This is a genomic window from Streptomyces sp. NPDC047971, from assembly GCF_040653355.1.
In the GTDB taxonomy this organism is placed as follows: domain Bacteria; phylum Actinomycetota; class Actinomycetes; order Streptomycetales; family Streptomycetaceae; genus Streptomyces.
In genome coordinates this window covers 133,356-159,408 of the sequence record NZ_JBEZNW010000014.1, presented here as the reverse complement: position 1 = coordinate 159,408, position 26,053 = coordinate 133,356, and the positions used below count along the sequence as shown (strand labels likewise).

The window sequence follows — 26,053 nt, the reverse complement described above, 5'->3', positions numbered from 1 at the left end:
CAGTAATCTCGCGCCCATGGAGCAGAGGCATCTCGGCCGTACCGGCCTGCGCGTGTCCCGGATCGGCCTCGGCACCCTCACCTGGGGCCGGGACACCGACGAGCACGACGCCGCCGACCAGTTGAAGGCGTTCTGGGACGCGGGCGGCACGCTGGTCGACACCGCGGACGTGTACGGCGGCGGCGAGGCGGAGTACGTGCTGGGGCAGCTCATGGAGCGGCTCGTGCCCCGGCGCGATCTCGTCGTCTCCACGAAGGCGGGGAGCGTGCCCGATCCCGACCGGAGGACGGACGGATCGCGCGGGCACCTGCTGGCCGCGCTCGACGCCTCCCTGGCCCGCCTCGGCACCGACCACGTGGATCTGTGGCAGCTCCACGCCTTCGATCCGCACACCCCGCTGGAGGAGTCCCTGCAGGCGCTGGACATCGCCGTGAGCAGTGGACGGGCGCGGTACGTGGGGGTGTCGAACTTCTGCGGGTGGCAGCTGGCGAAGGCCGGGACCTGGCAGCTCGGCTCCGGGGGCGCGGCGAGGACGCGGCTGGCGGCGACGCAGATGGAGTACTCGCTGCTGCAGCGGGGCGTGGAGCGGGAGGTGCTGCCGGCCGCCCTCGATCTGGGAATAGGTCTGCTCCCGTCCTCGCCGCTGGGCCGAGGGGTGCTGACGGGCAAGTACCGGCACGGCACCCCGACGGACTCGCGGGGCGGCTCGGAGACCATGGCTCCGTTCGTGGAGCCCTATCTGGACGAGGCGGCGAGCCGGATCGTGGACGCCGTCGCGACGGCGGCGGACGGCCTGTCGACGACGCCTCTCCAGGTGGCGCTCGCCTGGGTGCGCGACCGTCCCGGGGTGACCGCCCCGATCGTCGGCGCGCGCAACGCGCAGCAGCTCACGGCGGCGTTGTCAGTGGAGAGCCTTAGTCTTCCTGACGAGATCTGCCGGGCGCTCGACGATGTGTCTGCGCCCGTGCACCGCTATCCGGACCAGGACTGGAGCACCCTGTGACCGAGCCTTCCCGGGAGACCCCTCCCGAGGCAGCCGAGCCCGCGCCGGGCGAGGACGAGGCCACGACCGAGCGTCCCGTGGAGGGCGCCGACGACGGCGAGGTCCGAGCGGGTGCCGCCGACGCGGCGCAGTCCGCCGACGAGGACACCGCGTCGGCCGTGGACGCGGAGCCGGCGCGGGACGAGGCGGCCGACGGCGGCGAGGCGACGTCCGCCGAGCTCTCGGAGGCCCAGGCCGAGCTCGCCGCGCAGCGCGAGCTGCGGGCCCGGATCGAGCAGCGCAAGGCGGAGAAGGAGGGGCCCGTAGCCGCCGGCGCCAAGCTGAGCGGCAAGGCCGCCGATCTCCTGGCGGCGGTAAGGGCCGTGGAGAGCGGTACGAAGCCGGTGGGCTCGCTCCTGGAGGCGCCCGAGCCCGAGACCCGGCGCCCGGCCCCCGCGGCGGCGCCGGCCACGACGGTGCGCCCGGCCCCGGTCGAGCGGGCGGCGGCCTCCGCCGAGACGCTGACGGCCGTGCGGGAGGTCCTGGCGCTCGGCGGGGCACCGGAGTCCCTGACCGGACAGGTCGCCGCCGTGCTCGGCGAGGGCGCGGCCGAGGTGCTGCGCGAGGACCCCTGGCAGCTGCTCTCGGTGCCCGGGGTCCAGCCCGAGCACGCGGACGGCTTCGCGCGGGCCCTGCTCGGCGCGGAGTGCGGTCCCGGCGATCCCCGCCGCTCGGTCGCCCTGGTGGCCTGGTTGCTGGAACGGGCCGCGCTGAAGGGACACACGGCCCTGGAGGACGCGGCGGTGCGCGCCGGCCTCTCCACGATGTCGGTGCCGGACCCGGAGGAGGCCGTGCAGCAGGCGGTGTCCGAGGGCGCGGTGCTGGTGTTCCAGGAGGAGGACGACCAGGTCGCCGAGGAGGACGCCGAGAAGGACGAGGAGGCGGCGCCGGAGGAGGTGGACGTCCCCGTCCTGCTGGGGCTCGACCGGTACGCCCTCGCGGAGGAGAGCCTCGCGGACGGCCTCGCCCGGCTGGCCAGGACCGTCACGGCGGACGACTGGGAGGGGCCGGAGCTGGTCCGCGCGGCGGGCGCGCACGGGCTGGTGGCGCACACCGGTGGCGAGGCGGCCCGCGGCGAGCCGGTCGCGCTCGCCGAGGCCGCCCGGACTCGCGGTCTGCGCGTCGCGGTGGCGGCGCACAGCGAGAACGGAGTGCGCCGCCTGAGGTCGCTCGCTCCGGCCGGCCGGGGCGCCGAGCCGTCGTCCGCCGACACGGCGGAGTCGGCGGGACCGGCCGGCGGGCGTCCGGACACGGACCCGGTGACCGTCGCCGCCCTGCTGTCCGGCGCGGCCGGACCGGGGCGCGACGAGGAGGGCGCCCTCGCCCTGGACCTGCTGGTGGTGCTCGACGCGCCGCAGCTGGACGTCGAGACCGCCGCGATGCTCGTGGAGTCGCTGCCGGACGGCTGCCGTCTGGTGCTGAGCGGCGATCCCGGGGTCCTCGGCTCGGCGGGGGCCGGCCGGGTGTTCGGCGATGTGCTGGCGGCTCGGGTCTGCCCCCAGGTCGCGTCCCGGGTGCCGGATCCCGGACCGATCGGCGAGCTCGTCTCGGGCATCGGCGTCGGCGAGCTGAACCAGGTGGAGGCGCCCGGCAAGGAGATCGTGATCGTTCCGGTCCGGGACGCGGGCGAGGCGGTCCACCGGACGGTGCAGCTCGTCGCCGACTCCGTGCCGCGGGCGATCGGCGTGCCGGCCGAGCAGACCCAGGTGATCACGGTCGGCCACGGCGGCTCGGCGGGCACCCGCGCGCTGAACGCCGCGCTGAAGCAGCGGCTCAACCCCGGCCCGGGACGCTTCGGCGGCTTCGACCCGGGCGACCGGGTGGGCTATGGCACGGCCCCCGGCCACACGGTGACCGGGACGGTCGTCTCGGCCGACGCGGAGGGCCTGCGGCTGGAGTGCGAGGGCGAGGAGCTCGTGGTGCCGAAGGAGCGGGTGGAGTCGGCCCTCAGGCACGGCTGGGCGCTCACCGCGCACCAGGCCGCCGGGATGCGCTGGCCCGCCGCCGTCGTGGTGCTGCCGGGGGACGCGGCCCAGGGCCTGGACCGCGCCTGGGTGTACACGGCCTTCGGCCGCGGCGAGCGCCATCTGTCGGTCGTCCACGGCGTGGACCAGGCGCTGCCCCGCGCGGTGTCGGAGGGGGTGGCACAGGAGCGTACGACCCGGCTGCGGCCGCTCCTGGAGGCCCTGCTGGCCGCCGGGGAGGAATGACCCGACGGGGAGGGCGGACGGAGAACGGCGGAGGGCGGGACACTCTGAAGGTGTCCCGCCCTCCGCCGTGCGTCCGCCGCATGCGTCCGGATCAGGCGTCCTGCCGCTCCATGCCGTCGTCCGGTTCGTCGTCGAAGACGGCGCTGACGTCGAAGCGGCAGACGATCTGCTCGGGATCGGCGTGCTCGAAGGGGGCGTTCAGCCACTCCCCCGGGTCGGGCAGCTCCTCCGCGGCCGAGACCCAGAGGGTGGAGTCGCCCTCCTCCAGGCCGAACTCCTTGTGCCGCGAGGCGATCTCGTCCGGTTCGTACTCCCCGAAGAGCACGCCGAGGGCAGCATGTGTGCTGGTGCCGACGACGGCCGTGGCGTCCGCGCCCTCCTCGTCGCTCTCCAGATCGGCGATGCGCTGTGCCTGGGCGAGCAGCCGCTTCGGCTCCACCACCGCGTAGTCGCGGCGGATCAGCACGCTGAGGGCGTGCGGCTCCTCGGGACCCGCGTACGGCGGCAGGGAGCCGTCGGCACCCGGGATCTCGAAGGGGGTGACCTCGTCGTACCGGTCGTAGAGCCGCTCGTCGTACGCCTCGGCCGCCGCGGCGAGGGCGTTGAAGGCTTCGTAGACGGCCGGGTCGTCGTCCCCCGAGCGGCGCTCGACCGCCTCGAGGTGACGGTCCAGTGCGGCTTTGACCGCCTCGGCGGCGGCACGTACCTCGGCAGCGGTGGGCTGCGCAGCATCAGACATGAGACGCACGCTATCCGTACCGGGCCGGTGCCCGCACAATAGATGCGATGCCGGAATACGAATTTGTCGACGTGTACGTGCCGCGCGGCGTCTCCCGCAAGGAGGCGACGCGGCTCCTGACCGACCATGCCGAGTACGGGCACTGGGAGTTGGACCGACTGACGCTGCACCGGGACGGCAGCCGCAGGGTGCGGCTGCGCCGGCGCGTCATCCGTCAGGTCCGCGCCACCTGGTGACATGAGAAGGGGCCCCGCCGCGCGGGGCCCCTGTTTGCGTCGCGCGACCGTCCTAGGCGGAGTGGCGGGCGCGGCGGTAGAGCAGCGATCCGGCCAGCAGCAGACCTGCGCCGGCCGGGACGATCATCCCGAGCGGGCCGGAACCGGTCTCCGCCAGCTCCTCGGTCCCCTCCGGGTGCGTGATCGTGTGCGTACCGGGCGTGTTCGGCCCGTTCGGCGTGCCGGGACCGCCGGGCTCGCCGGAGTCACCGGGGTTGCCCGGAGTCCCGGGGTTGCCGGGCGTGCCCGGGTTACCGGGGTTGCCCGGGTTCCCAGGGTTACCGGGGTTTCCGGGATTCCCAGGGTTGCCCGGGTTACCGGGGTTGCCCGGGTTCCCAGGGTTACCGGGGTTTCCGGGGTTGCCCGGATTCCCGGGGTTGCCCGGGTGGGTGGGCTCGACGCCGTTGCCGCACCCGTTGCCGAACGCGGGGTTGATGCCGCCGATGACCGTGACGCTGTTGCCGCAGGCGTTGACCGGGACGTGGACCGGGACCTGCACGGTGTTGCCCGAAGCGACGCCCGGCGAGTTGCTCGTGCCGCCCTCGGCCGAGGAACCGCCGCGTCCCGGCTTCGAGACATTGGCGCACGTGTTGCCGAAAGCCGGATTGATCAACCCGATGACGCTGATGGTGTTTCCGCAGGCGTTCACGGGAACGTGAACCGGCACCTGGACGGAGTTCCCGGACGCGACGCCCGGGGAATTCGTGGCCTTGCCGTTCGCACCCGAATCGGCATTCGCGTAACCACCACCGAGGGCGATGACGCCGCCCGCGGCCGCGATGGTGATCAGACCCTTGCGCGTGACCTGTCGCATAGTTGTTCCCTGCCTTCTCGGCTTCTGCCTTCCGAGCTTCGGAGCCGCCGAGCCTTGGAAGAAGAGGGCCACCGGGCACGGCGCCCGGGGCGGAAATGGCCACCGGCCCCGGAGTGCATGGCACGCACTCCGGGGCCGGACCGGCTCAGACCCTCACGGGTCGAGGCACAACGTCAGGCGTTGATGCAGGTGTTGCCGAAGGTGGGGTTCAGCAGCCCGATCACGGAGACCGTGTTGCCGCACACGTTCACGGGGACGTGAACCGGCACCTGGACGACGTTGCCCGAGAGCACGCCGGGGGAACCGATGGCGGCACCCTGGGCACCCGAATCGGCAACGGCCATGCCCGCACCCGCGAGAACGAGACCGCCGGTGGCAGCCGCAGCAGCGACGACCTTCTTGATCATTATTCCTCCTTGTTGGCAATGCGATCCCAGCCGCGGACCGCACCACCTGTAACGAGGGGGAGGTATTGGGGCTACGAGCCTATGAGCGCATTCACTCTTTCCGGTCACATGCGTACGCGCGGCCGAATAGCGGACGGCGCCGCGGAAAGAGCGCGGAACGCCGGGCTCAGGAGGCGTCGATGAAGCGGTCGAGGACGCGGACGCCGAACTTCAGCCCGTCGACCGGCACGCGCTCGTCCACGCCGTGGAACATCCCGGCGAAGTCGAGCTCCGGGGGGAGCTGGAGCGGCGCGAAGCCGAAGCAGCGGATGCCGAGGTCGTCGAAGGACTTGGCGTCCGTGCCGCCGGAGAGCATGTACGGCACGGCCCGGGCGATCGGGTCCTCGGCCTTGAGCGCCAGCTGCATCGCGTCGACGAGGTCGCCGTCGAAGCTGGTCTCCAGGGCCTTGTCCCCGTGCACGTCCTCGCGCTTGACCCGCGGCCCGAGGATCCGGTCGAGATCGGCCAGGAACTCCTCCTCGTACCCCGGCAGGAACCGGCCGTCGACGTGTGCCGTGGCCTGGCCCGGGATGACGTTGACCTTGTACCCGGCACCGAGCATGGTCGGGGCGGCGGAGTTGCGCAGCGTCGCGCCGACCATCTTGGCGATACCGCCGAGCTTGGCGAGCGTCGCCTCCATGTCCTCGGGGTCGAGCGGGGTGCCCAGGGCGTCCGAGAGCTCGTCCAGGAAGGACCGCACGGTCTTGGTGACCCTGACCGGCCACTGGTGACGGCCGAGCCGGCCGACGGCCTCGCAGAGCTCGGTGATCGCGTTGTCGTTGTTCGTCATCGAGCCGTGGCCCGCGGTGCCCTCGACGGTCAGCCGCATCCAGTGCATGCCCTTCTGGGCCGTCTCGACCAGGTAGAGCCGCAGGTTCTCGTTGACGGTGAAGGAGAAGCCGCCGACCTCGCCGATCGCCTCCGTCACCCCGTCGAAGAGGTCCCGGTGGTGGTCGACCAGGTGCCGGGCGCCGTACGTGCCGCCCGCCTCCTCGTCGGCGAGAAAGGCGAGGACGATGTCGCGCGGGGGCTTGCGGCCGCTGCGCATCCGGTCCCGGACGACCGCGAGGGTCATCGCGTCCATGTCCTTCATGTCGACCGCGCCCCGGCCCCAGACGCAGCCGTCGGCCACCTCGCCCGAGAAGGGGTGGTGGGTCCAGTCCTCGGCGTTGGCCGGCACGACGTCGGTGTGGCCGTGGATCAGCAGGGCCGGCCGGGAGGGGTCCTCGCCCTCGATGCGGGCGACGGTGGAGGCCCGGCCCTTGTGCGACTCGATGATCTTCGGCTCCAGCCCGACCTCCGCGAGCTTCTCGGCGACGTACTCCGCCGCCGCCCGCTCGCCGGGGCCGGAGTGGTCGCCGTAGTTGCTGGTGTCGATGCGGATGAGGTCGCGACACAGGTCGACGACCTCGTCCTCGCCGGTGACGCTCCGGGCGGTGTTCGACTCGCTCACGCTGCTTCCTCCCACTACGTGCCCCACGTGCTTGCTGGTGGTCGCCCCCATCCTCCCGCGCCGGGGCCCCGGGACCCAAGGGCGGCCCTCGGCCGGCATCCGCCCGTCACACCGTTCCGGCCCCGAACGGGGGTGGTGATCGGCCACCCCGAATGTTTGCTATGGTTTTCCACGTCGGAACGGCCCAGCGGCCGGAAAGACAGACACCTTGTCCGGGTGGCGGAATGGCAGACGCGCTAGCTTGAGGTGCTAGTGCCCTTTATCGGGCGTGGGGGTTCAAGTCCCCCCTCGGACACCACACGGAGCCCCCGTCGAGATCTTCTCGACGGGGGCTTCGGCGTTCACCCGGGAACCGGAGGCCCGACGCGGTGCCGGTGCCGGTCAGCCGTTCTCGATGGACGGTCGGGCCGCCGGGATGAACGGTCCGTCGACCTTCACGTACCGGCCCGCCGCGAACGGACCGCCACGGGTCTCCGCCATCGGGACGTCGGCGACGGCTCCGCCCGCGCCGTCGTCCCGCGCGGTGCCCGCGCCGTCCTCGGTGCCGGTGGCCGCCCGCAGGAGCGTGGCGAGCGAGAGGGCGAACTCGGGCTCGTTCTCGGCCAGTTCCTCGAGGTGGTCCTCGACGGCGCCGCGCCGCTTGGTGTTGCCGGGCTGGGCCCGGAGGCGGCGCAGGGCGCCCGCGGCCACCGGGTCGCCGCTGAAGCGGGCGGTGACGGTGTCCCAGAGGGGGCGCAGCCGGTCGGTGGCGGGGGTCTCGGCCTCGCCGTCGGCGAGGTGTTCGGCGTAGCGGGCGACCAGTGCGACGACTGCGCCCACGGCGAGCGGTTCCATGCGGCCCCCTAGGTATCAGCGGCAAGTGTGGTCCTTCCCCCGCGCACGGGTCGCTACGCGGCGTACGGACGGGCTCGCTCTACGCAGTTCGGCCGAGGCCGGTGCTCGGCGGTCGGCGTAGGGAGGCGTAGAAGGCTGGTTACCGTGGTGCGGTGAGACGCAGAACGAAGCCCCTGGTGGCGCCGCTCCCCCAGCGTGACGGGATCGATCCGGCGCACGTACGGCTGCCGGAGGATCCCGACGGCGCGTGGGCGACCGTCGGGGATCATCTGCGGGACCGCTTCGGGGGCGCGGTCGGGGTCGCACGGGTCCAGGAGATGCTCGCGGGCGGGCGGTTCGTGGGTACGGACGGGCCCCTGGACGGCGAGGAGCCGTACACCGCCGGGCTGCGGCTCTGGTTCCACCGGGACTTCCCCGCGGAGGAGCGGGTGCCGTTCGAGATCGGGGTCGTGCACCGGGACGAGCGGATCCTGGTCGTCGACAAGCCGCACTTCCTCGCGACGATGCCGCGCGGGCGGCATGTGACCGAGACGGCGCTCGCGCGGCTGCGGCGGGAGCTGGGGCTGCCCACGCTGCAGCCCGCCCACCGGCTCGACCGGCTGACGGCGGGGCTGGTGCTGTTCGTCGTGCGGCCCGGGGACCGGGGGGCGTACCAGACGATGTTCCGCGACCGGTCGGTCGGCAAGGAGTACGAGGCGGTGGCGCCGTACGACCCGGCGGTCGCGCTGCCCGTGACGGTGCGGAGCCGGATCGTGAAGGAGCGCGGGGTGATGGCGGCCCGGGAGGAGCCGGGCGAGCCGAACGCCGAGAGCCGGATCGAGCTGGTGGAGCACCGGGGCGGGCTCGGGCGCTACCGGCTGCTGCCCGCGACCGGCCGCACCCATCAGCTGCGGGTGCACATGAACGCTCTGGGCCTGCCGATCCTGCACGATCCGGTCTACCCCGTGGTGCGCGAGGACGGGCCGGAGGACTTCGCGCGTCCGCTGCAGCTGCTCGCGCGGAAGCTGGAGTTCACCGACCCGTTCTCGGGCACGCGGTTGAGGTTCGAGAGCCGGCTGCGGCTCAGTGGCCTCGGTTGAGCCACTCCTCCAGGTGCGGGGCCTCGGCGCCGATGGTGGTGGTGTCGCCGTGGCCGGTGCGGACGACCGTCTCCGGGGGGAGGGTCAGCAGCCGGTCGCGGATCGAGTCGATGATCGTGGGGAAGTGGGAGAAGGACCGGCCCGTCGCGCCGGGGCCGCCCTGGAAGAGGGTGTCGCCGGTGAAGACGGTGCCCAGGTCGGGGGCGTGGAGGCAGACCGCTCCCGGGGCGTGACCGGGGGTGTGCAGGACCTTGAGGTCCGTACCGGCGATGGTGAGGGTCTGGCCGTCGGCGAGTTCGCCGTCGGGGGTGTGGTCGGGGTGGGTCTGCTTCCAGAGGGGATGGTCGTCGGGGTGGAGCAGGATCCGGGCGCCGGTGGCGGCCGCGAGGGCCGGGGCTGCGTCGATGTGGTCGTTGTGGGCGTGCGTGCAGACGATCGCGCGCAGGGTCCGGCCGTCCAGCGCGGCGAGGATGGCGGCGGCGTCATGGGCGGCGTCGATGACGATCGCCTCGGTCTCGTCGCCCACGATCCAGACGTTGTTGTCGACGTCCCAGGTGCCGCCGTCGAGGCTGAAGGTGCCGGAGGTGACGAGGTGGTCGATCCGCGCCGCCATCAGAGGACCACCACGGAGCGCAGGACGTCGCCCTCGTGCATCCGGGCGAAGGCCTTCTCGACGTCGCCGAGGCCGATGGTCTCGGTGACGAAGGCGGCGAGGTCGATGCGGCCCTGCTGGTGCAGGTCGATGAGCATCGGGAAGTCACGGGAGGGCAGGCAGTCGCCGTACCAGGAGGACTTGAGCGCGCCGCCGCGGCCGAAGACGTCCAGGAGCGGGAGTTCGAGCCGCATCTCGGGTGTGGGGACGCCGACGAGGACGACGGTTCCGGCGAGGTCGCGGGCGTAGAACGCCTGCTCGTACGTCTCCGGGCGGCCGACGGCCTCGATGACGACGTCGGCGCCGAAGCCGCCGGTGAGCTCGCGGATGGCCTCGACGGGGTCGGTGGAGCGGGAGTTGACGGTGTGGGTGGCGCCCATCGCCCGCGCGGTCTCCAGCTTGCGGTCGTCGATGTCGACGGCGATGATCCGCGCCGCTCCGGCGAGGCGGGAGCCGACGACGGCCGCGTCGCCGACGCCGCCGCAGCCGATGACCGCGACGGTGTCGCCGCGGCCGACCTCGCCGGTGTTGATCGCGGCACCGATGCCGGCCATGACGCCGCAGCCCAGGAGTCCGGCGACCTCGGGGGCGACGGAGGCGTCGACCTTGGTGCACTGGCCGGCGGCGACGAGGGTCTTCTCGGCGAAGGCACCGATCCCCAGCGCGGGGGAGAGTTCCTGGCCGGTGGAGGCCAGCGTCATCTTCTGCTCGGCGTTGTGGGTGGCGAAGCAGTACTGGGGGCGGCCGCGCAGACAGGCGCGGCAGGCGCCGCACACGGCGCGCCAGTTGAGGATGACGAAGTCCCCGGGGGCCACGTCGGTGACGCCCGCGCCGACCGATTCGACGATGCCCGCCGCCTCGTGGCCGAGGAGGAAGGGGAAGTCGTCGTTGATGGCGCCCTGCTTGTAGTGGAGATCGGTGTGGCAGACCCCGCATGCCTGGATCCTCACCACGGCCTCACCCGGGCCGGGGTCGGGGATCACGATCGTCTCCACCCGCACGGGTTCGTTCCTGCCGGGGGCGACGACCCCTCGGACCTGCTGCGCCATCGGGTACTTCCCTTCCTCGGTAAGGCTCTTGGGTACCACTATCTCCTGACAAAGGGCGAGACCCCCGCAGGTTGAACCTGCGGGGGTCTCGTCACCCGTGGGGGGAGTACGGGGCGCGTACCCCGTGAACGCGCCGTCAGTCCTTGTGACCGGCGGCGGTCTCACGGACGCGGTTGCGGACCAGGAACCAGCCGCCGACGAGCAGGAGCCCGATCAGCGGGAGGCAGTTCACGGTGGTGCGGCTGATGCCGCCGTCCATCCACATGAGGACGAGGACCGAGCCGAGGAAGATCAGGGTGACGATCTGCGTGTACGGGGCCCAGGGCAGGCGGTAGCCGGGGCGGGTGACCCGGCCTTCCTTGGAGCGGTTCACGAACAGCAGCGAGCAGACCATGATCATGGCCCAGGTGCCGATGATGCCGATGGAGGCGAAGTTCAGGACGAGCTCGAAGGCCTCGCCGGGCATCACGTAGTTCAGGCCGACACCGACGACGCCGAAGGCCGCGGTGAGGAGGATGCCGCCGTAGGGCACGCCGCCCTTGTTCATGACGCCGGTGAACTTGGGCGCGGAGCCCGCCAGCGACATGGAGCGCAGGATCCGGCCGGTGGAGTAGAGGCCGGAGTTCAGGCTGGAGAGGGCGGCGGTGAGGACGACCAGGTTCATGACGCCGGCGGCGCCGGGGATGCCCAGCTTGTCGAAGACCGTGACGAACGGGCTCTGGTCGCCGGAGTACGCGGTGTACGGCAGGAGCAGCGCGAGGAGGACGACGGAGCCGACGTAGAAGAGGCCCACGCGCCACATGATCGAGTTGATCGCCTTCGGCATGATCTTCTCGGGGTTCTCGGTCTCGCCGGCGGCGACGCCGCACAGCTCGACGGAGGCGTACGCGAAGACGACACCCTGGATCAGCAGCAGCATCGGCATCACGCCGCTGGGGAAGATGCCCCCGTTGTCGGTGATGGTGGAGAGACCCGGGGTGTGACCGCCGATGTCGTGCGACGTCACGATCAGGAAGATGCCGATCAGCATGAAGGCGACGAGCGCGCCGACCTTGATGATCGCGAACCAGAACTCCATCTCGCCGAAGTACTTCACCGAGATGAGGTTGGCGGCGAGGACGACCGCGAGCGCGATCAGGGCGAGGATCCACTGCGGGACGTCGCTGAACATGGCCCAGAAGTGGGCGTAGGTCGCGGCCGCGGTGATGTCGGCGATGGCGGTGGTCGACCAGTTGAGGAAGTACAGCCAGCCCGCCGTGTAGGCGCCCTTCTCGCCCATGAACTCACGGGCGTAGGAGACGAAGGCGCCGGAGGAGGGGCGGTAGAGGACCAGCTCGCCGAGGGCCCGCACCACGAAGAAGGCGAAGACTCCGCAGACCGCGTACGCGATGAAGAGGGACGGTCCGGCATTGGCCATGCGGCCACCGGCGCCGAGGAAGAGCCCGGTGCCGATCGCGCCGCCGATGGCGATCATGTTGATGTGCCGGGACTTCAGGTCCTTGCGGTACCCGGCGTCGCCGGCGTCTACGTGGGGGGACGCTCCGGTTGCCGTCGCCGGTGGCGTGGCGGACAGCGTGTCGGCCGCAGAGGTGCGGTCACTCATGGAGTTGTTCGCCTTCGTGAGGGGGAGGGTCTGTGCGGTACCCGGCCGCGCGCGTGGAGGTGATCCACGGCTCTCACGGCCAGCGCACATCGTCACGGCAAGGCGGGGATTTCAGCAGTGGCCAATGTCACTGAACGCCCATATTTGAGCTACTTCTGAGGTTCCTCCAAGGGTAACGCCTTGGAAAGGAAGGCCCTACGGCGCGAGAACGTCCAGTTCCTTCAGTGCGCCGACCGCGATCTGCCGGGTGAGCTCCTCGGCGCGGGCCGCGTCCCGCTCCCGCACCGCCTCGGCGACCTGGACGTGGAGGGTGACGGCGGCCGGGTCGGGGTCCTCGAACATCACCTGGTGGTGCGTGCGGCCCGTCAGCACCTCGGCGACCACGTCGCCGAGCCGGGCGAACATCTCGTTGCCGGAGGCGTTGAGGACGACCCGGTGGAAGGCGATGTCATGGACGAGGTACGCCTCCAGCTGCCCGCCGCGCGAGGTGGCGACCATGCCGAGGGCATGCTCGGTCAGCTCGCGGCACTGCTCGGGGGTGGCGTGGACGGCGGCGAGCCCGGCGGCGACGGGCTCGACGGCGGAACGGAGCACCGTGAGCGAGCGCAGCTGGCGGGGCCGGTCGGCGCCGGCCAGGCGCCAGCGGATGACCTGGGGGTCGTAGACGTTCCACTGCGCCGTGGGCAGGACGATCACGCCGACGCGGCGGCGCGACTCGACGAGGTGCATGGACTCCAGGACGCGGACGACCTCGCGCACGACCGTGCGGGAGACGTCGAAGCGCTGGGCCAGCTCGTCGGTGCGCAGCACGCTGCCGGGCGGGTACTCCCCCGCGGTGATCGCGAGACCCAGGGTGGCGAGGACGTGCGGATGGAGCCCCTGGGCCGGTGTCGTCATGGGTGTCAGCCTACGCGGGCGCCAAGATCGAGAACAAAAAGTATGACTTCAATGTCACAAGCTCTTGAATACGTCGTACTCAATGGGTTTCATGAGCGCGACGGAATCGATGTCGAAGAAGACAGCGAGGCACCACCCCATGAGCACCACCTCCCCGACGGTCCCCCGGGTCGTCGTCGTGATGGGCGTCGCCGGCACCGGCAAGACGACCATCGGTCCGCTGGTCGCGGACGCCCTCGGAGTCCCCTATGCCGAGGGCGACGACTTCCACCCGGCGGCGAACGTCGCCAAGATGTCGGCCGGCGTCCCGCTGGACGACGCGGACCGCGGCCCGTGGCTCGACGCGATCGGCGAGTGGGCCCACGGCCGTGAGGGCCGCGGCGGGGTGGTGAGCAGCTCCGCCCTCAAGCGGATCTACCGGGACCGGCTGCGGTCGGCCGCCCCGGGAGTGGTCTTCCTCCATCTGACCGGCGACCGCGAGCTGATCGAGCGCCGGATGAGCGAGCGCAAGGGGCACTTCATGCCGACCGCGCTGCTCGACTCCCAGTTCGCCGCCCTGCAGCCGCTGCGGGACGACGAGGCGGGTGTCGCCGTCGACGTCTCCGGATCCCCCGAGGAGATCGCGGCCCGGGCGGTCGCCGCGCTGCGCGAGCTCGCCGGCTGATCCCCGTACCTCCGCCGCCGTACCTCTCCCCTCCTGCCCCCACCCGTCCCCTAAGGAATCACCGTGACCAGTCTCAGCGTCGAGATGCTGGCAGCGGACGCCGTCGAGCCGATCACCTCGGCCGGCAACGCCCAGCTCGGCTTCGCCGTGCTCGCCGGCATAGCCGTCATCGTCCTGCTCATCACCACATACAAGCTGCACGCCTTCCTGGCGCTGACCATCGGGTCGCTGGCCCTGGGCGCGTTCGCCGGAGCGCCGCTCGCCGCGACCATCGACTCCTTCACCGTCGGCCTCGGCAAGACCGTCGCCGGCGTGGGTGTGCTGATCGCGCTGGGCGCGATCCTGGGCAAGCTGCTCGCCGACTCCGGCGGCGCGGACCAGATCGTCGACACGATCCTCGCCAAGGCGAAGGGCAGGGCCATGCCCTGGGCGATGGTGCTGATCGCCTCCGTGATCGGTCTGCCGCTCTTCTTCGAGGTCGGCATCGTGCTGCTGATCCCGGTGGTGCTGCTCGTCGCCAAGCGCGGCAACTACTCCCTGATGCGGATCGGCATCCCGGCCCTGGCCGGCCTGTCGGTGATGCACGGGCTGATCCCGCCGCACCCCGGCCCGCTGGTCGCCATCGACGCGCTGGGCGCCAACCTGGGTGTCACGCTCGCGCTGGGCGTCCTGGTCGCCATCCCGACCGTGATCATCGCCGGTCCCGTCTTCTCCAAGTACGCCGCCCGTTGGGTGGACGTCCCGATCCCCGAGAACATGATCCCGGCGCGCCCCTCGGAGGACCTGGAGAAGCGCCCCGGCTTCGGCGCCACCGTCGCGACCGTGCTGCTGCCCGTCGTCCTGATGCTGGTCAAGGCGCTGGTCGACATCGTCGTGGACAACCCCGACAACGCGCTGCAGAAGGTCACCGACGTGATCGGCTCGCCGCTGATCGCGCTGCTGGCCGCCGTCATCGTCGGCCTGTTCACGCTGGGCCGCGCGGCCGGCTTCACCAAGCAGCGGCTCTCCACGACCGTCGAGAAGTCCCTCGCCCCGATCGCGGGCGTGCTGCTGATCGTCGGCGCGGGCGGCGGCTTCAAGCAGACGCTGATCGACGTCGGCGTGGGCCAGATGATCCTGGACTTCTCCAAGAACTGGTCGATCCCGGCGCTGCTCCTGGCCTGGCTGATCGCGGTGGCCATCCGCCTCGCGACCGGCTCGGCGACGGTGGCCACGATCTCGGCGGCCGGTCTGGTGGCCCCGCTCGCGGAGGGCATGGGCACGAGCGAGACGGCGCTCCTGGTGCTGGCCATCGGTGCCGGTTCGCTCTTCTTCAGCCACGTCAACGACGCGGGCTTCTGGCTGGTGAAGGAGTACTTCGGGATGAGCGTCGGCCAGACGATCAAGACCTGGTCGGTGATGGAGACGATCATCTCGGTCGTCGGCATCGTCTTCGTCCTGCTGCTGTCGCTGGTGTTGTAGCCGCGACCCCCGACTCCCCCGCACACGGACCGGGTCCGGACGCCGCCCAGGCGCTCCGGACCCGGTCCGTCACTCGATGGGCCCGGCGCGTGCCGGCCTGCCCGGTCGCCGAACGGTTCACGGTCGTACGACGGCCGGGCCGGGGCCCGCGGGGGCTTGGCCCGCGGGGCTGTGGCCCGGGGCTGGGGCGGCGCATCGGGTGTGCCACCCGTGTCAGCCCGGGCTCGGCACTCCCGCCCGGCCCGGCGGCTAGCCGACCGCCTGCGCCGCCGCCCGGCCCGCCGCGCGGCCGGAGAAGATGCAGCCGCCGAGGAAGGTGCCCTCCAGGGAGCGGTAGCCGTGGACGCCTCCGCCGCCGAATCCGGCCGCCTCGCCCGCCGCGTAGACCCCCTCCAGCACCTCGCCGTCCTCCCTCAGGACCCGCGAGGACAGATCCGTCTCCAGGCCGCCGAGCGACTTCCGGGTGAGGATGTTCAGGCGTACGGCGATCAGGGGACCGGCCTTGGGGTCCAGGATCCGGTGCGGGGACGCCGTACGGATCAGCTTGTCGCCCAGGTATTTGCGGGCGCCCCGGATCGCCGTGACCTGGAGGTCCTTGGTGAACGGGTTGGCGATCTCGCGGTCCCGGGCGGTGATCTCGCGGCGCAGCTCGGCCTCGTCGATCAGCGGCTCGTCCGTGAGGGCGTTCATCCCCCGGACCAGCGCGGACAGGTCCTTCTCGACGACGAAGTCGACGCCGTTGTCCATGAACGCCTTCACCGGCCCCGGCACGTCCGCGCGGGCCCGGCCGATGACGTCCCGGATCGACTTGCCGGTGAGATCGGGGTTCTGCTCGGAGCCCGACAGCGCGAACTCCTTGCCGATGATGCGCTGGTCGAGCACGAACCAGGTGTGGTCGTACCCGGTCCGCATGATGTGTTCGAGCGTGCCGAGGGTGTCGAACCCGGGGAAGAGCGGGACGGGCAGCCGGCGGCCGCGGGCGTCCAGCCAGAGCGAGGACGGACCCGGCAGGATGCGGATGCCGTGCTTGGCCCAGATCGGGTTCCAGTTCTCGATGCCCTCGGTGTAGTGCCACATCCGGTCGCGGTTGATGTGGTGGGCTCCGGCCGCCTCGGTGATGCCGAGCATCAGCCCGTCCACATGGGCGGGCACGCCGGAGAGCAGCTTGGCGGGCGGGGTGCCGAGCCGGTCGGGCCACTGCGCGCGGACGAGGTCGTGGTTGCCGCCGATGCCGCCCGAGGTGACGATCACGGCCTGGGCCCGGAGTTCGAAGGTGCCGGTGGCCTCCCGGCTGCTCGCGGCGCCGCGCTCGGCGGTGGAGGGCTCCAGGATCTCGCCGCTGACGGTGTCCACGGCTCCCGCCGTACGACCGAGGCCGGTCACCCGGTGGCGGAAGCGGAAGGTGACGAGGCCCCGCGCGACACCCTCGCGGACCCGCTGCTCGAAGGGGGCGACGAGGCCGGGGCCGGTACCCCAGGTGATGTGGAAGCGGGGCACCGAGTTGCCGTGTCCGGTCGCGTCGTAGCCGCCGCGCTCGGCCCAGCCGACGACCGGGAAGAAGCGCACGCCGCGGGAGTGCAGCCAGCTGCGCTTCTCGCCCGCGGCGAAGTCGACGTACGCCTCCGCCCAGCGCCGCGGCCAGTGGTCCTCCTTGCGGTCGAACCCGGCGGTGCCGAGCCAGTCCTGGAGGGCGAGCTCGTGGCTGTCCTTGATCCGCATCCGGCGCTGCTCGGGCGAGTCCACGAGGAAGAGGCCGCCGAAGGACCAGTGGGCCTGGCCCCCGAGCGACTGCTCGGGCTCCTGGTCGAGCAGGATCACGCTCCGGCCCGCCTCCACGAGTTCGGCGGTGGCCACGAGCCCGGCGAGGCCGGCTCCGATCACGATCACATCAGCGTCGTACGACATGGACCGAATCTTGGATACACGGATGTATCGAGTCAACAGTTCGGACCGTGCGCGCCCTTCCCGCTTTCTAATGTCGAGCATTAATATGAACGCATGGCGAGGACATCGGGACCCGAGACCAGGGACAGGCTGATCCGCGCGGCGGAGGAGATCTTCGCCGCCCAGGGCGTCGACGGCGCCCAGCTCCGCGACATCGTCGCGCTGGCGGGACAGGGCAACCCCTCGGCCGTGCAGTACCACTTCGGTTCGCGCGGCGGTCTCCTCGACGCGGTGATGGCCGGGCGTCAGCGCCGTACGGAGAAGGTCCTCGGCCCCCTCCTCGCCGCGGCCTCCGACGAACCGCGTGCGCTGCTGCGCGCCCTCGTCACCGCCGAGGCGAGCGAGCTGCGCACCGAGAGCGGACGGCGCTGCCTGCGGATCTCCGCGCAACTCAGCCACGAGAGCGGCGTCCGCACCCGCACCCCCCATCCCACGCTCGACGGCACCGTGTACTGGCGGCTGATCGAGCGGGTCGAGGCGTGTCTGGACACGCTGCCCGAACCCCTGCGCCTGGAGCGCCTCGATCTGGCGCTCACCGTCGTCGGCGCCGCCATGGCCGACCGCGCCCGGCAGTACCTCGACGGCACCCGACCCCTCACGAGTGAGGCGCTCTTCCTCGCCGATCTCGTCGAGACCACCACCGCCCTGCTCCGGGCCCCGCTGCCCGCGATCCGAGAGGACCTCCCATGACCGAGCCCACCGCCACCCCCGCATCCGCCCGTCTCCACGACCTGACCGGCAGGACCGTCCTGATCACCGGGGGCGCCCGCGGTCTGGGCGCCGAGGCCGCGCGGCAGGCCGTCGCCGCGGGAGCGAACGTCGTGATCACCGACGTGCTGGACGAGGAGGGCAAGGCGACCGCGGCCGAGCTGGGCGAACGGGCGCGCTTCGTCCACCACGACGTCACCTCCGAGGAGGAGTGGGCCGCCGCCGTCGCGTACGCCGTCGCCGAGTTCGGCGCTCTCCACGGCCTGGTGAACAACGCCGGGATAGCCACCGGGGCCTTCCTGGAGACCGAGTCCGTCGAGAACTTCCGCAAGGTGCTGGACATCAACCTGACCGGGGTCTTCATCGGCATGAAGGCCGCGATCCCGGCGATGAAGGAGGCCGGCGGCGGCTCGATCGTCAACATCTCCTCGGCGGCGGGTCTGATGGGTCTCGCCCTGACCGCGGGCTACGGCGCCTCCAAGTGGGGCGTGCGCGGGCTGACGAAGATCGGCGCGGTGGAGCTGGGCACGGCGAGGATCCGCGTCAACTCGGTCCACCCCGGCATGACGTACACCCCGATGACCGCCGCCGTCGGCATCGAGCGCGGCGAGGGCAGGTACCCGAACACCCCCATGGGACGGGTCGGCGAGGCTCCCGAGATCGCGGGCGCCGTCGTCTTCCTGCTGTCGGACGGCGCCTCGTACGTGACGGGCGCGGAGCTGGCCGTGGACGGCGGCTGGACGACCGGTCCGACCGTCAAGTACGTCATGGGCCAGTGAGGACGACGCCGGCCGGCCGGTGATTTCATGGCGGGATGACGAACCCCGCCGAAGAGATCCTGGACGTCGTCGACGAGAACGACGAGGTGGTCGGCCGGGCCCCGCGCGCCGAGGTGTACGCGCGGGGCCTGATCCATCGCAGCGCCTTCGTCCAGGTGAGGGACGCCGAGGACCGGATCTTCGTGCACCGCCGCACACCGACGAAGCTGCTCTACCCGTCCCTGTACGACATGTTCGTCGGCGGGGTCGTCGGCACGGGCGAGTCGTACGACGAGTGCGCGCTGCGCGAGGCCGAGGAGGAGCTGGGCGTGTCGGGGCTGCCGCGGCCGGAGCCGCTGTTCCGCTTCCTCTACGACTCCGGGGGCGTCGCGGGGAAGTGGTGGTCGGCCGTCTACGAGGTGCGCTGCACGCTGCCGGTGCGCCCCCAGCCGGAAGAGGTCGCCTGGCACGCGTTCCTCCCGGAGGCGGAGGTGGTCGGGCGGCTCGGGGAGTGGGCGTGGGTCCCGGACGGCCTGGCGGCCTTTGAACGGCTGCGCGCGCACCGCGGTTAAGGTTCCCGGGTGAGTGACTTCGTGCAGAGTCTTCGGCTGTGGTTCGCGCCGCAGCGGATCCGGGACGAGGGCGAGACTCCGGACTACCGGTTCTCCCTCGCCAACGAACGCACCTTCCTCGCCTGGATCCGGACCGCGCTGGCGCTCGTCGGCGGTGGATTCGCCGTCGACCAGTTCCTGCCCGATCTGCGCTGGGGAGTACGGGTCGGGCTCGCCCTGGCCCTGCTCGGCGCGGGCGTGCTGTGCGCGCTGCGGGCGGTGAACCACTGGGTCCGGTGCGAGCGGGCGATGCGACGCGGCGAGGACCTGCCGGTGTCACGGTTCCCGACGGTGCTGAGTCTCGCGGTGGCCGTGGTGGCGCTGGCGATGGTGGTGGTCATCGTCTTCGGCTGGGCCGGGCGGTGACGCCGTCGGCGGCCGAGGCCCGGGATCCCGGGCTGCAGCCGGAGCGGACGCGGCTCGCCTGGCGGCGGACGACGCTGACCTGCACGGTCGTGGCGGTCCTCGCCGCGAAAGCGGCGATCAGTGACGAGATCACGGCGGCGGGCGCCGCGGGCGCCGCGTTGTCGGCACTGGTCTGGGTGGGCTTCCTGGCCGTCGCCCACCGCCGGATCCACGCCCTGGACGCGGCGCGACCGGGCCCGCTCTCGCACCGCGGCGCGCTGCTCGCGACGGCCTGCACGGTGGCGCTGGCGGCTTTCGCGGTGGCCGTCGTCCTGTAGCGGCCCTGCCGCCGTCCCGTGCCTGGAGCCCCCGCCGCCGGCCCGATGGCGCCTGGCGAACGCGCCCTAGTCGGGCCACTCCACGGTGACCACGACCTTGCCGTTCAGGCCGCCCTCCTGGTTGGCGCGCTGGGCGTCGGCGGCCTCTTCCAGCGGGAAGGAGCGCGCGACCCGTACGGACAGCGCGCCCTCGTCGACCAGGGCGGCGAGCGCGGCGAGGTCACGGGGGTCGGGGCGGACCCAGAAGTACCGGCCGCCGAGGCCGATGACCTCGCCGTCGGCGATCGAGGCGAGGCGGCCTTCGGGAGCCAGCACGCGGGGGCCGAGCTTGAGGAACGGGCCGCCGATGGTGTCGAAGACCGCGTCCACGCCGTCGGGTGCCAGGGCGCGGACCTGCTGGACGAACGTCCCCTCGTCGAAGAGGACCGGCTCGGCGCCCAGCTCCCTGATCCGCTCCTGGCCCGCTTCGCGCGCCGCGCCGATCACCCGGCAGCCGTGGTGGCGGGCGATCTGGACGGCCATGGAGCCGACCCCGCCCGCCGCCGCGTGCACCAGGACGGTCTCGCCGGAGCGGACGGCGAGGGCCTGGTGGAGCACCTGGTAGGCGGTGAGTCCGGCCAGCGGCAGGGCGGCGGACTCCTCGAAGCTCATGGTGCGCGGTTTGCGGGCGAGGGTGCGGACCGGGGCGGCGACGTACTCGGCGAAGGTGCCGCGGGAGAGGAAGTCCTCCCGGACGTAGCCCATGACCTCGTCACCGACGGTGAACTCGGGGACCGAGACGCCGGGCTGGACGACGACGCCGGAGACGTCCCAGCCGGGGACGACGGGGAAGACGGCGTCGATCATCCCGTCGAGGTAGCCGGCCTGCGCCTTCCAGTCGACGGGGTTCACGGCCGCGGCGCGCACTTTCACCAGCACGTCGTCGGGCCCGACCTTCGGGTCGGGCAGCTCGCCGTATTCGAGCACCTCGGGTCCGCCGTACCGGCTGTAGCTGATCGCCTTCATACCCCGAACGATCACGTCGCCCCCCACGCCCCGCAAGCCGGACTGGCCCGGCAGAGCGGGTCGGAGGTGCGGGGACACCGCGACGGAGGCCGTCCCGACGCAGGGACGAAAGGTGCATTTCAGACTAGCCTGGGGTGGTCATATCCCCTCACAGAGGCGATGCCATGACCGTTCTCCACCATGAGCACCCCACGCACGCGCACACCCACGGCCCGTCGTGCGGGCACACGGCCGTCACGCACCGCGACCACGTGGACTACGCCCACGACGGGCATCTCCACCGTGAGCACGCGGGGCACTGGGACGAGTGCGAGTCCACGGCGCACGTCGCGCACACCCACCCCGACCACACGCACGGGCCGGAGTGCGGGCACACGGCCGTCCCGCACGGGGACCATGTCGACTACGCCCACGACGGACACCGGCACGCGGCGCACGGCAACCACTGGGACGATCACTGAGGTTCCGCCGAACGGGCCCGGCCGGCAGGCACACTGGGCTTCCTGCCGACGCCAGTCGGGCCCGTCCTTCATGTCCGGGGGGATTCCTTGTCCGTCACCGATCCGTATGTCGTCCGCCTCGCGCCGCGCGCGCATGCCTTCGTCCAGCCGGACGGCGGCTGGTGCCTGAACAACGCCGGGTTCGTGGGGGACGCCCACGAGTCGCTGCTCGTGGACACGGCCGCGACCGAGCGGCGGGCGCGACTGCTGCGTGAGGCCGTCCTCGCCGAGGGCCTGCCCCTCCCCCGCACGATCGTCTCCACGCACCACCACGGCGACCACACCTACGGCAACGGGGTGTTCCTGCCCGAGGCGCGGATCGTGGGACACGACAACTGCCGGACGGAGCAGCTCGCGGCCGGGCACCAGCTTCATCTGCTGTGGCCGCGGACCGACTTCGGCGAGGTCGTGGTGACCCCGCCCTCGCTGACGTACGGCGAACGTCTGACGCTGCACGTGGGCGAGCTGGAGGTGCGCGTGCTGCACCCGGGGCCGGCGCACACGACCGGCGACTCGATCGTCCATCTCCCGGAGCAGGGCGTCGTGTTCACCGGGGACCTCGTCTTCCACGGCGGGACACCGTTCCTGCCGATGGGTTCGCTGTCGGGGTCGTTGCGGGCGCTGGGCGTGCTGCGCGAGCTGGACGCGCCGACGGTGGTTCCCGGGCACGGCCGGGTCACCGACCCGTCGGCGTACGACGCGACGGAGCGCTATCTGCGCTGGCTGGCCGAGCTGGCGCGCGAGGGCCACGGAAAGGGGGCGACTCCGCTGGAGACCGCCCGCCGGGCCGACCTCGGGGAGTTCGCGGCCTGGCGGGAGAGCGAGCGGCTGGTGGCCAACCTGCATCGGGCGTACGCGGAGCTGGACGGTCTGCCCGAGGGATCCCCGCTGGACGCGGCGGTGGTGTTCGGGGACATGGCGGCGATGAACGGGGGCGTGCCGGTCGCGTGCCACGCGTGACTCACGCGACTCACGCGCCTCACGCGCCCCCGGGCCGGTCCAGGCGCCGCATCGCCGCCGCGTCGTCCCGGTCGCGCAGGGTGCCGTCGTCGTCGAGCCAGCGGCGGTGGAGGGCGCCGAGGGCGTCGCGGTCCAGTTCCACGCCGAGTCCGGGGGCGTCGGAGACCGCCAGACGGCCGTCGCGGAAGGCGGCGCGGGTGGTGACGACGTCCTCGGTCTGCCAGGGGTGGTGGGTGTCGCAGGCGTGGTCGAGGTGGGGCAGGGTCGCGGCGACCTGCGTCATCGCGGCGAGGCTGATACCGAGGTGGGTGTTGGAGTGCATGGAGAGCCCGACGCCGAACGTGCGGCAGAGCGCGGCCAGTTCGCGGGTGCGGTGCAGGCCGCCCCAGTAGTGGTGGTCGCAGAGCACGATGCGTACCGCGTCACGGGCGAAGGCTTCCGGGACCTCCTCGAAGGTCGTCACGCACATGTTCGTCGCGAGCGGGACGTCCGTGCGGGCGGCGACCTCGGCCATGGCGTCGGTGCCGGTCACCGGGTCCTCCAGGTACTCCAGGACCCCCTTCAGCTCCCGCGCCACCGCGAGCGCGGTCTCCACCGACCAGGAGCCGTTCGGGTCGAGGCGGAGCGGCCGGCCGGGGAACTCCTCGGCCAGGGCGCGGATCGCGGCGATCTCCTGCTCGACGGGGAAGACGCCACCCTTGAGCTTGAACGAGCGGAAGCCGTACATCCGGTCGAAGCGGCGGGCCTGTTCGACGATCCCCGCCGGATCGAGGGCCGGCCCCCAGTCGTCCGCCCCCTCGAACTTGTAGAAGAGGTACGCGCTGTACTCGACGGCGTCACGGACCTTGCCGCCGAGGAGGGCGTGGACGGGCAGGCCGAGAGCCTTGCCCAGGGCGTCGAGGCAGGCGACCTCGAAGGCGGAGACGACGGAGAGCCGGAGCTTGTCGGCGGTCTGGACCCCGCGCAGGCCGCCCGCGTCGACGCGGTCGTCGACGGCCGGCGAGTCGCCGCACACCCGAGCGGACAGCGAGAACAGGCCATTCACGTCCGTGACCGATCGGCCGGGCAGCGCCGCCGCCAGCGGACGCGCGAGGTCCAGGTACCGCGTGTCGCCGTAGGTCTCCCCGAGGCCGACGACACCGCCATGCGTGACGACCTCGACCACGAGTCGGGGGGTGGAGGGCTGGTGTACGCCCTGAGTGTTGAGCAGAGGTGGGTCGGAGATCAGGATCGGGGTCAGCCGGACTTCCTCGACGAACAACTCTGGATTCATATGTGAACCCTATTCATGGTTCCGACCGAAGACCAGAGCGCCGACACCGCTTTCCGCTCCGGACCCTGGACGACATACCGACTGGTCGGTCATCATGAACGCCGACCAGCCCGCGTCCCCGGAGGTACACACGATGAGCGCAGTCCAGCCGCCAGGTCTCGATCCCGAGCAGTTGCGCGGATTCCTCGACCGCGAGCGGCCCGGACTCGTCGGCGGCCCGCTCGACGCCCGGCTGATCGAGGGGGGCCGGTCCAACCTCACGTACGTCGTCACCGACGGCACCCGTCAGTGGGTGGTCCGCAGGCCCCCGCTCGGGCATGTGCTGGCCACCGCGCACGACATGAAGCGCGAGCACCGTGTGATCAGCGCCCTGCACGGCACGGCCGTGCCCGTCCCCGAGCCCGTGCTGCTCTGCGAGGACGACAGCGTGCTCGGGGCGCCCTTCTACGTCATGGAGTACGTCACCGGCACCCCGTACCGCTCGGCCGAGCAGCTCGCCCCGCTCGGCCCCGCGCGCACCCGCGAGGCCGTCCTCGGCCTGGTCGACACGCTCGTCGACCTGCATGCCGTCGACCCCGCGGAGGTGGGCCTGGGCGACTTCGGGCGGCCCGACGGCTTCCTCGACCGGCAGCTGCGCCGCTGGGGCAAGCAGCTCGACGCCTCCCGCAACCGCGAGCTGGCGGGCATCGACGAGCTGCACGCCGCCCTCGGGCGCGCGCTCCCCGCCTCCCCCGCCCCGACCGTCGTCCACGGCGACTACCGCCTGGACAACGTCCTGATCGGCGACGACGACCGCATCAAGGCCGTCCTCGACTGGGAGATGTCCACGCTCGGCGACCCGCTGACCGACCTCGGACTGCTCGCGATGTACAGCGCGCCGCTCGACGTCCCGCACTCCCCCGTCAGCACGACCGCCACCGCCGCCGGCCACCCCACGCCCGCCGAGCTGATCGAGCGCTACGCCGCCCGCTCGGGCCGCGACACCTCCGCCATCGCCTGGTACACCGCCTTCGCCTGGTTCAAGCTCGCCGTGATCCTGGAGGGCATCCACTACCGGTACACCCTCGGCCAGACCGTCGGCGCCGGCTTCGACCGCATCGGCGAACTCGTCCCCGTCTTCATCGAGCACGGCCTCACCACCCTTCAGGAAGGCTGATCCGCATGGACTTCGCATTCGACGCCCGGACCGAGGAACTACGGGCGAAGCTGCTCGCCTTCATGGACGAGCACGTCTACCCCGCCGAGCAGACCGCGCACGAGCAGCGGGCGCAGCTCGCCTCGCCGTGGGACACCCCGCAGATCGTCGAGGACCTGAAGGCCGAAGCCCGCCGCCAGGGTCTCTGGAACCTCTTCCTGCCCGACGCCGAGCACGGCGCGGGACTGACCAACCTCCAGTACGCGCCGCTGGCGGAGATCACCGGCCGCAGCCCCGAACTGGCCCCCACGGCCCTCAACTGCGCCGCGCCCGACACCGGGAACATGGAGGTGCTCGCCCAGTTCGGCGACGAGGCGCAGAAGAAGCAGTGGCTGGAACCGCTGCTGGCCGGCGAGATCCGCTCGGCGTTCGCGATGACGGAGCCCGAGGTCGCCTCCTCCGACGCGACGAACATCGAGACCCGGATCACGCGGGATGGCGACGATTACGTCCTCAACGGCCGCAAGTGGTACATCTCCGGGGCGATGAACCCCGACTGCAAGATCTTCATCGTCATGGGCAAGACCGACCCGGAGGGCGCCGACGTGCGCCGCCAGCAGTCGATGGTCCTCGTCCCGCGCGACACCCCCGGTGTCGAGGTGCGGCGGGCCATGCAGGTGTACGGCTACGAGGACCACTCCCACGGCGGACACGCCGAGGTGCTGTTCCACGACGCCCGGGTCCCGGTGTCGAACCTGATCGGCGAGGAGGGCGGCGGCTTCGCCATCGCCCAGGCCCGGCTCGGACCGGGCCGGATCCACCACTGCATGCGGCTGATCGGCATGGCCGAGCGGGCGATCGAGCTGATGTGCAGGCGGGCCGTGTCCCGCACCGCCTTCGGCAAGGCGATCGCACAGCAGGGGGTGGTGCAGAACTGGATCGCCGACGCCCGGGTGACGGTCGAGCAGCTGCGCCTGCTCGTCCTCAAGACCGCCTGGCTGATGGACACGGTCGGCAACCGGGGCGCGCACACGGAGATCCAGGCCATCAAGATCGCGACCCCGCGGGCGGTCGTCGACATCATCGACAAGGCCGTGCAGGTGCACGGTGCGGGCGGGGTGTCCCAGGACTTCCCGCTGGCGCAGCTCTGGGCCGCGGCGCGGACGCTGAAGCTGGCGGACGGCCCGGACGAGGTGCACCAGCGGTCGCTGGCCCGGCGGGAGCTGAAGCGGTACCTGTGAGCCGACGAGGGCGCCCG

General features: G+C 72.1%; 27 protein-coding genes and 1 tRNA gene. 16 read left to right on the top strand and 12 right to left on the bottom strand.

Features of this window, described 5'->3' with window-relative positions; genetic code table 11:
• Positions 1-16: 16 nt before the first annotated feature.
• Both AB0D99_RS16325 and AB0D99_RS16320 read left to right on the top strand, forming a co-directional pair.
• Entirely contained in the window at positions 17-1,003 is a 987-nt protein-coding gene (locus AB0D99_RS16325; protein WP_362361428.1) for an aldo/keto reductase, read from the top strand.
• Positions 1,000-3,252 carry a helix-hairpin-helix domain-containing protein gene (locus AB0D99_RS16320; RefSeq protein WP_362361425.1) on the top strand — a complete coding sequence of 751 codons (2,253 nt, stop codon included), beginning with the start codon at positions 1,000-1,002 and terminating at the stop codon, positions 3,250-3,252. Before AB0D99_RS16325 ends, AB0D99_RS16320 begins: the two co-directional genes overlap by 4 nt.
• A 91-nt stretch (positions 3,253-3,343) precedes the next feature.
• Here the strand turns inward: AB0D99_RS16320 and AB0D99_RS16315 are convergent, their stop codons facing one another.
• Entirely contained in the window at positions 3,344-3,991 is a 648-nt protein-coding gene (locus AB0D99_RS16315) for a hypothetical protein (RefSeq protein WP_362361422.1), read from the bottom strand.
• 47 nt (positions 3,992-4,038) lie between these two features.
• Between AB0D99_RS16315 and AB0D99_RS16310 the strand changes: the two genes are divergently transcribed.
• Positions 4,039-4,227: a DUF5703 family protein gene (locus AB0D99_RS16310; protein WP_362361419.1), complete on the top strand. Its 189-nt coding sequence runs from the start codon at positions 4,039-4,041 to the stop codon at positions 4,225-4,227.
• Positions 4,228-4,279: 52 nt separating this feature from the next.
• On the opposite strand, the gene AB0D99_RS16305 is transcribed toward AB0D99_RS16310, so the two are convergent.
• The 3 genes from AB0D99_RS16305 to AB0D99_RS16295 all read right to left on the bottom strand — a co-directional run bounded on the left by AB0D99_RS16305 (position 4,280) and on the right by AB0D99_RS16295 (position 6,979).
• Positions 4,280-5,080 carry a chaplin gene (locus AB0D99_RS16305; protein WP_362361416.1) on the bottom strand — a complete coding sequence of 267 codons (801 nt, stop codon included), beginning with the start codon at positions 5,078-5,080 and terminating at the stop codon, positions 4,280-4,282.
• 173 nt (positions 5,081-5,253) lie between these two features.
• A complete protein-coding gene (chpH, locus tag AB0D99_RS16300; protein ID WP_329122503.1) occupies positions 5,254-5,487 on the bottom strand; it encodes a chaplin ChpH in 234 nt (77 codons plus the stop codon).
• 166 nt (positions 5,488-5,653) lie between these two features.
• Complete coding sequence (locus tag AB0D99_RS16295; protein WP_362361411.1) at positions 5,654-6,979, bottom strand: M20/M25/M40 family metallo-hydrolase; 1,326 nt, start codon at positions 6,977-6,979, stop codon at positions 5,654-5,656.
• Between the two features lie 210 nt (positions 6,980-7,189).
• Between AB0D99_RS16295 and AB0D99_RS16290 the strand changes: the two genes are divergently transcribed.
• Positions 7,190-7,277: transfer RNA gene (locus tag AB0D99_RS16290), tRNA-Leu, on the top strand.
• An 83-nt stretch (positions 7,278-7,360) separates the two neighbouring features.
• Here the strand turns inward: AB0D99_RS16290 and AB0D99_RS16285 are convergent.
• A complete protein-coding gene (locus AB0D99_RS16285) occupies positions 7,361-7,813 on the bottom strand; it encodes a hypothetical protein (RefSeq protein WP_362361408.1) in 453 nt (150 codons plus the stop codon).
• Between the two features lie 152 nt (positions 7,814-7,965).
• Between AB0D99_RS16285 and AB0D99_RS16280 the strand changes: the two genes are divergently transcribed.
• Positions 7,966-8,892: an RluA family pseudouridine synthase gene (locus AB0D99_RS16280; RefSeq protein WP_362361405.1), complete on the top strand. Its 927-nt coding sequence runs from the start codon at positions 7,966-7,968 to the stop codon at positions 8,890-8,892.
• Here the strand turns inward: AB0D99_RS16280 and AB0D99_RS16275 are convergent.
• From AB0D99_RS16275 to AB0D99_RS16260, 4 genes are all read right to left on the bottom strand, one after another.
• A complete protein-coding gene (locus AB0D99_RS16275) occupies positions 8,876-9,505 on the bottom strand; it encodes an MBL fold metallo-hydrolase (protein WP_362361402.1) in 630 nt (209 codons plus the stop codon). The genes AB0D99_RS16280 and AB0D99_RS16275 overlap by 17 nt on opposite strands.
• Positions 9,505-10,593: an S-(hydroxymethyl)mycothiol dehydrogenase gene (locus AB0D99_RS16270; protein ID WP_362361399.1), complete on the bottom strand. Its 1,089-nt coding sequence runs from the start codon at positions 10,591-10,593 to the stop codon at positions 9,505-9,507. Before AB0D99_RS16270 ends, AB0D99_RS16275 begins: the two co-directional genes overlap by 1 nt.
• A 136-nt stretch (positions 10,594-10,729) precedes the next feature.
• A complete protein-coding gene (locus tag AB0D99_RS16265; protein ID WP_362361396.1) occupies positions 10,730-12,196 on the bottom strand; it encodes an amino acid permease in 1,467 nt (488 codons plus the stop codon).
• A 195-nt stretch (positions 12,197-12,391) separates the two neighbouring features.
• The gene (locus tag AB0D99_RS16260; protein ID WP_362361393.1) at positions 12,392-13,093 is read right to left on the bottom strand and encodes an FCD domain-containing protein; all 702 of its coding nucleotides are present in this window, start codon (positions 13,091-13,093) and stop codon (positions 12,392-12,394) included.
• 139 nt (positions 13,094-13,232) lie between these two features.
• Between AB0D99_RS16260 and AB0D99_RS16255 the strand changes: the two genes are divergently transcribed.
• On the top strand, positions 13,233-13,757 hold the full coding sequence (locus tag AB0D99_RS16255) for a gluconokinase (RefSeq protein WP_362361470.1): 525 nt from the start codon (positions 13,233-13,235) through the stop codon (positions 13,755-13,757).
• Between the two features lie 63 nt (positions 13,758-13,820).
• On the top strand, positions 13,821-15,218 hold the full coding sequence (locus tag AB0D99_RS16250) for a gluconate:H+ symporter (RefSeq protein WP_362361390.1): 1,398 nt from the start codon (positions 13,821-13,823) through the stop codon (positions 15,216-15,218).
• Between the two features lie 249 nt (positions 15,219-15,467).
• On the opposite strand, the gene AB0D99_RS16245 is transcribed toward AB0D99_RS16250, so the two are convergent.
• Complete coding sequence (locus AB0D99_RS16245; RefSeq protein WP_362361387.1) at positions 15,468-17,123, bottom strand: FAD-binding dehydrogenase; 1,656 nt, start codon at positions 17,121-17,123, stop codon at positions 15,468-15,470.
• Positions 17,124-17,216: 93 nt separating this feature from the next.
• Between AB0D99_RS16245 and AB0D99_RS16240 the strand changes: the two genes are divergently transcribed.
• The 5 genes from AB0D99_RS16240 to AB0D99_RS16220 are packed head-to-tail and all read left to right on the top strand — an operon-like array spanning position 17,217 to position 19,922.
• Positions 17,217-17,852 carry a TetR family transcriptional regulator gene (locus AB0D99_RS16240; protein WP_362361384.1) on the top strand — a complete coding sequence of 212 codons (636 nt, stop codon included), beginning with the start codon at positions 17,217-17,219 and terminating at the stop codon, positions 17,850-17,852.
• Positions 17,849-18,649: a glucose 1-dehydrogenase gene (locus AB0D99_RS16235; RefSeq protein ID WP_362361381.1), complete on the top strand. Its 801-nt coding sequence runs from the start codon at positions 17,849-17,851 to the stop codon at positions 18,647-18,649. The genes AB0D99_RS16240 and AB0D99_RS16235 overlap by 4 nt, the downstream gene beginning before the upstream one ends.
• A gap of 35 nt (positions 18,650-18,684) precedes the next feature.
• Positions 18,685-19,200: an NUDIX domain-containing protein gene (locus AB0D99_RS16230; protein ID WP_362361378.1), complete on the top strand. Its 516-nt coding sequence runs from the start codon at positions 18,685-18,687 to the stop codon at positions 19,198-19,200.
• Positions 19,201-19,209: 9 nt separating this feature from the next.
• The gene (locus tag AB0D99_RS16225) at positions 19,210-19,605 is read left to right on the top strand and encodes a DUF202 domain-containing protein (protein WP_355116201.1); all 396 of its coding nucleotides are present in this window, start codon (positions 19,210-19,212) and stop codon (positions 19,603-19,605) included.
• Complete coding sequence (locus tag AB0D99_RS16220) at positions 19,602-19,922, top strand: DUF202 domain-containing protein (protein ID WP_362361374.1); 321 nt, start codon at positions 19,602-19,604, stop codon at positions 19,920-19,922. Before AB0D99_RS16225 ends, AB0D99_RS16220 begins: the two co-directional genes overlap by 4 nt.
• A gap of 66 nt (positions 19,923-19,988) precedes the next feature.
• On the opposite strand, the gene AB0D99_RS16215 is transcribed toward AB0D99_RS16220, so the two are convergent.
• A complete protein-coding gene (locus AB0D99_RS16215) occupies positions 19,989-20,927 on the bottom strand; it encodes an NADP-dependent oxidoreductase (RefSeq protein ID WP_362361371.1) in 939 nt (312 codons plus the stop codon).
• Between the two features lie 164 nt (positions 20,928-21,091).
• Here AB0D99_RS16215 and AB0D99_RS16210 point away from each other — a divergent pair, with 164 nt between their 5' ends.
• Positions 21,092-21,388, top strand: a complete 297-nt coding sequence (locus AB0D99_RS16210; RefSeq protein WP_362361369.1) for a hypothetical protein — start codon at positions 21,092-21,094, stop codon at positions 21,386-21,388.
• A gap of 87 nt (positions 21,389-21,475) precedes the next feature.
• Complete coding sequence (locus tag AB0D99_RS16205; RefSeq protein ID WP_362361366.1) at positions 21,476-22,387, top strand: MBL fold metallo-hydrolase; 912 nt, start codon at positions 21,476-21,478, stop codon at positions 22,385-22,387.
• Positions 22,388-22,406: 19 nt separating this feature from the next.
• Here the strand turns inward: AB0D99_RS16205 and AB0D99_RS16200 are convergent, their stop codons facing one another.
• Positions 22,407-23,660 (bottom strand): enolase C-terminal domain-like protein, encoded by a 1,254-nt coding sequence (locus tag AB0D99_RS16200; RefSeq protein ID WP_362361363.1) that lies wholly within the window; start codon positions 23,658-23,660, stop codon positions 22,407-22,409.
• A gap of 133 nt (positions 23,661-23,793) precedes the next feature.
• Here AB0D99_RS16200 and AB0D99_RS16195 point away from each other — a divergent pair, with 133 nt between their 5' ends.
• Positions 23,794-24,816 (top strand): phosphotransferase family protein, encoded by a 1,023-nt coding sequence (locus AB0D99_RS16195; protein WP_362361360.1) that lies wholly within the window; start codon positions 23,794-23,796, stop codon positions 24,814-24,816.
• 5 nt (positions 24,817-24,821) lie between these two features.
• On the top strand, positions 24,822-26,036 hold the full coding sequence (locus AB0D99_RS16190) for an acyl-CoA dehydrogenase family protein (RefSeq protein WP_362361357.1): 1,215 nt from the start codon (positions 24,822-24,824) through the stop codon (positions 26,034-26,036).
• Positions 26,037-26,053 lie beyond the last annotated feature (17 nt).

What these genes read in the sequence shown, in the direction of transcription:
- AB0D99_RS16325 (WP_362361428.1), top strand. Translation starts at nt 17, where the DNA reads ATGGAGCAGAGGCATCTCGGCCGTACCGGCCTGCGCGTGTCCCGGATC.
- AB0D99_RS16315 (WP_362361422.1), bottom strand. Translation starts at nt 3,991, where the DNA reads ATGTCTGATGCTGCGCAGCCCACCGCTGCCGAGGTACGTGCCGCCGCC.
- AB0D99_RS16310 (WP_362361419.1), top strand. Translation starts at nt 4,039, where the DNA reads ATGCCGGAATACGAATTTGTCGACGTGTACGTGCCGCGCGGCGTCTCC.
- AB0D99_RS16305 (WP_362361416.1), bottom strand. Translation starts at nt 5,080, where the DNA reads ATGCGACAGGTCACGCGCAAGGGTCTGATCACCATCGCGGCCGCGGGC.
- chpH (WP_329122503.1), bottom strand. Translation starts at nt 5,487, where the DNA reads ATGATCAAGAAGGTCGTCGCTGCTGCGGCTGCCACCGGCGGTCTCGTT.
- AB0D99_RS16285 (WP_362361408.1), bottom strand. Translation starts at nt 7,813, where the DNA reads ATGGAACCGCTCGCCGTGGGCGCAGTCGTCGCACTGGTCGCCCGCTAC.
- AB0D99_RS16275 (WP_362361402.1), bottom strand. Translation starts at nt 9,505, where the DNA reads ATGGCGGCGCGGATCGACCACCTCGTCACCTCCGGCACCTTCAGCCTC.
- AB0D99_RS16270 (WP_362361399.1), bottom strand. Translation starts at nt 10,593, where the DNA reads ATGGCGCAGCAGGTCCGAGGGGTCGTCGCCCCCGGCAGGAACGAACCC.
- AB0D99_RS16265 (WP_362361396.1), bottom strand. Translation starts at nt 12,196, where the DNA reads ATGAGTGACCGCACCTCTGCGGCCGACACGCTGTCCGCCACGCCACCG.
- AB0D99_RS16260 (WP_362361393.1), bottom strand. Translation starts at nt 13,093, where the DNA reads ATGACGACACCGGCCCAGGGGCTCCATCCGCACGTCCTCGCCACCCTG.
- AB0D99_RS16255 (WP_362361470.1), top strand. Translation starts at nt 13,233, where the DNA reads ATGAGCACCACCTCCCCGACGGTCCCCCGGGTCGTCGTCGTGATGGGC.
- AB0D99_RS16245 (WP_362361387.1), bottom strand. Translation starts at nt 17,123, where the DNA reads ATGTCGTACGACGCTGATGTGATCGTGATCGGAGCCGGCCTCGCCGGG.
- AB0D99_RS16240 (WP_362361384.1), top strand. Translation starts at nt 17,217, where the DNA reads ATGGCGAGGACATCGGGACCCGAGACCAGGGACAGGCTGATCCGCGCG.
- AB0D99_RS16235 (WP_362361381.1), top strand. Translation starts at nt 17,849, where the DNA reads ATGACCGAGCCCACCGCCACCCCCGCATCCGCCCGTCTCCACGACCTG.
- AB0D99_RS16230 (WP_362361378.1), top strand. Translation starts at nt 18,685, where the DNA reads ATGACGAACCCCGCCGAAGAGATCCTGGACGTCGTCGACGAGAACGAC.
- AB0D99_RS16215 (WP_362361371.1), bottom strand. Translation starts at nt 20,927, where the DNA reads ATGAAGGCGATCAGCTACAGCCGGTACGGCGGACCCGAGGTGCTCGAA.
- AB0D99_RS16210 (WP_362361369.1), top strand. Translation starts at nt 21,092, where the DNA reads ATGACCGTTCTCCACCATGAGCACCCCACGCACGCGCACACCCACGGC.
- AB0D99_RS16200 (WP_362361363.1), bottom strand. Translation starts at nt 23,660, where the DNA reads ATGAATCCAGAGTTGTTCGTCGAGGAAGTCCGGCTGACCCCGATCCTG.
- AB0D99_RS16195 (WP_362361360.1), top strand. Translation starts at nt 23,794, where the DNA reads ATGAGCGCAGTCCAGCCGCCAGGTCTCGATCCCGAGCAGTTGCGCGGA.
- AB0D99_RS16190 (WP_362361357.1), top strand. Translation starts at nt 24,822, where the DNA reads ATGGACTTCGCATTCGACGCCCGGACCGAGGAACTACGGGCGAAGCTG.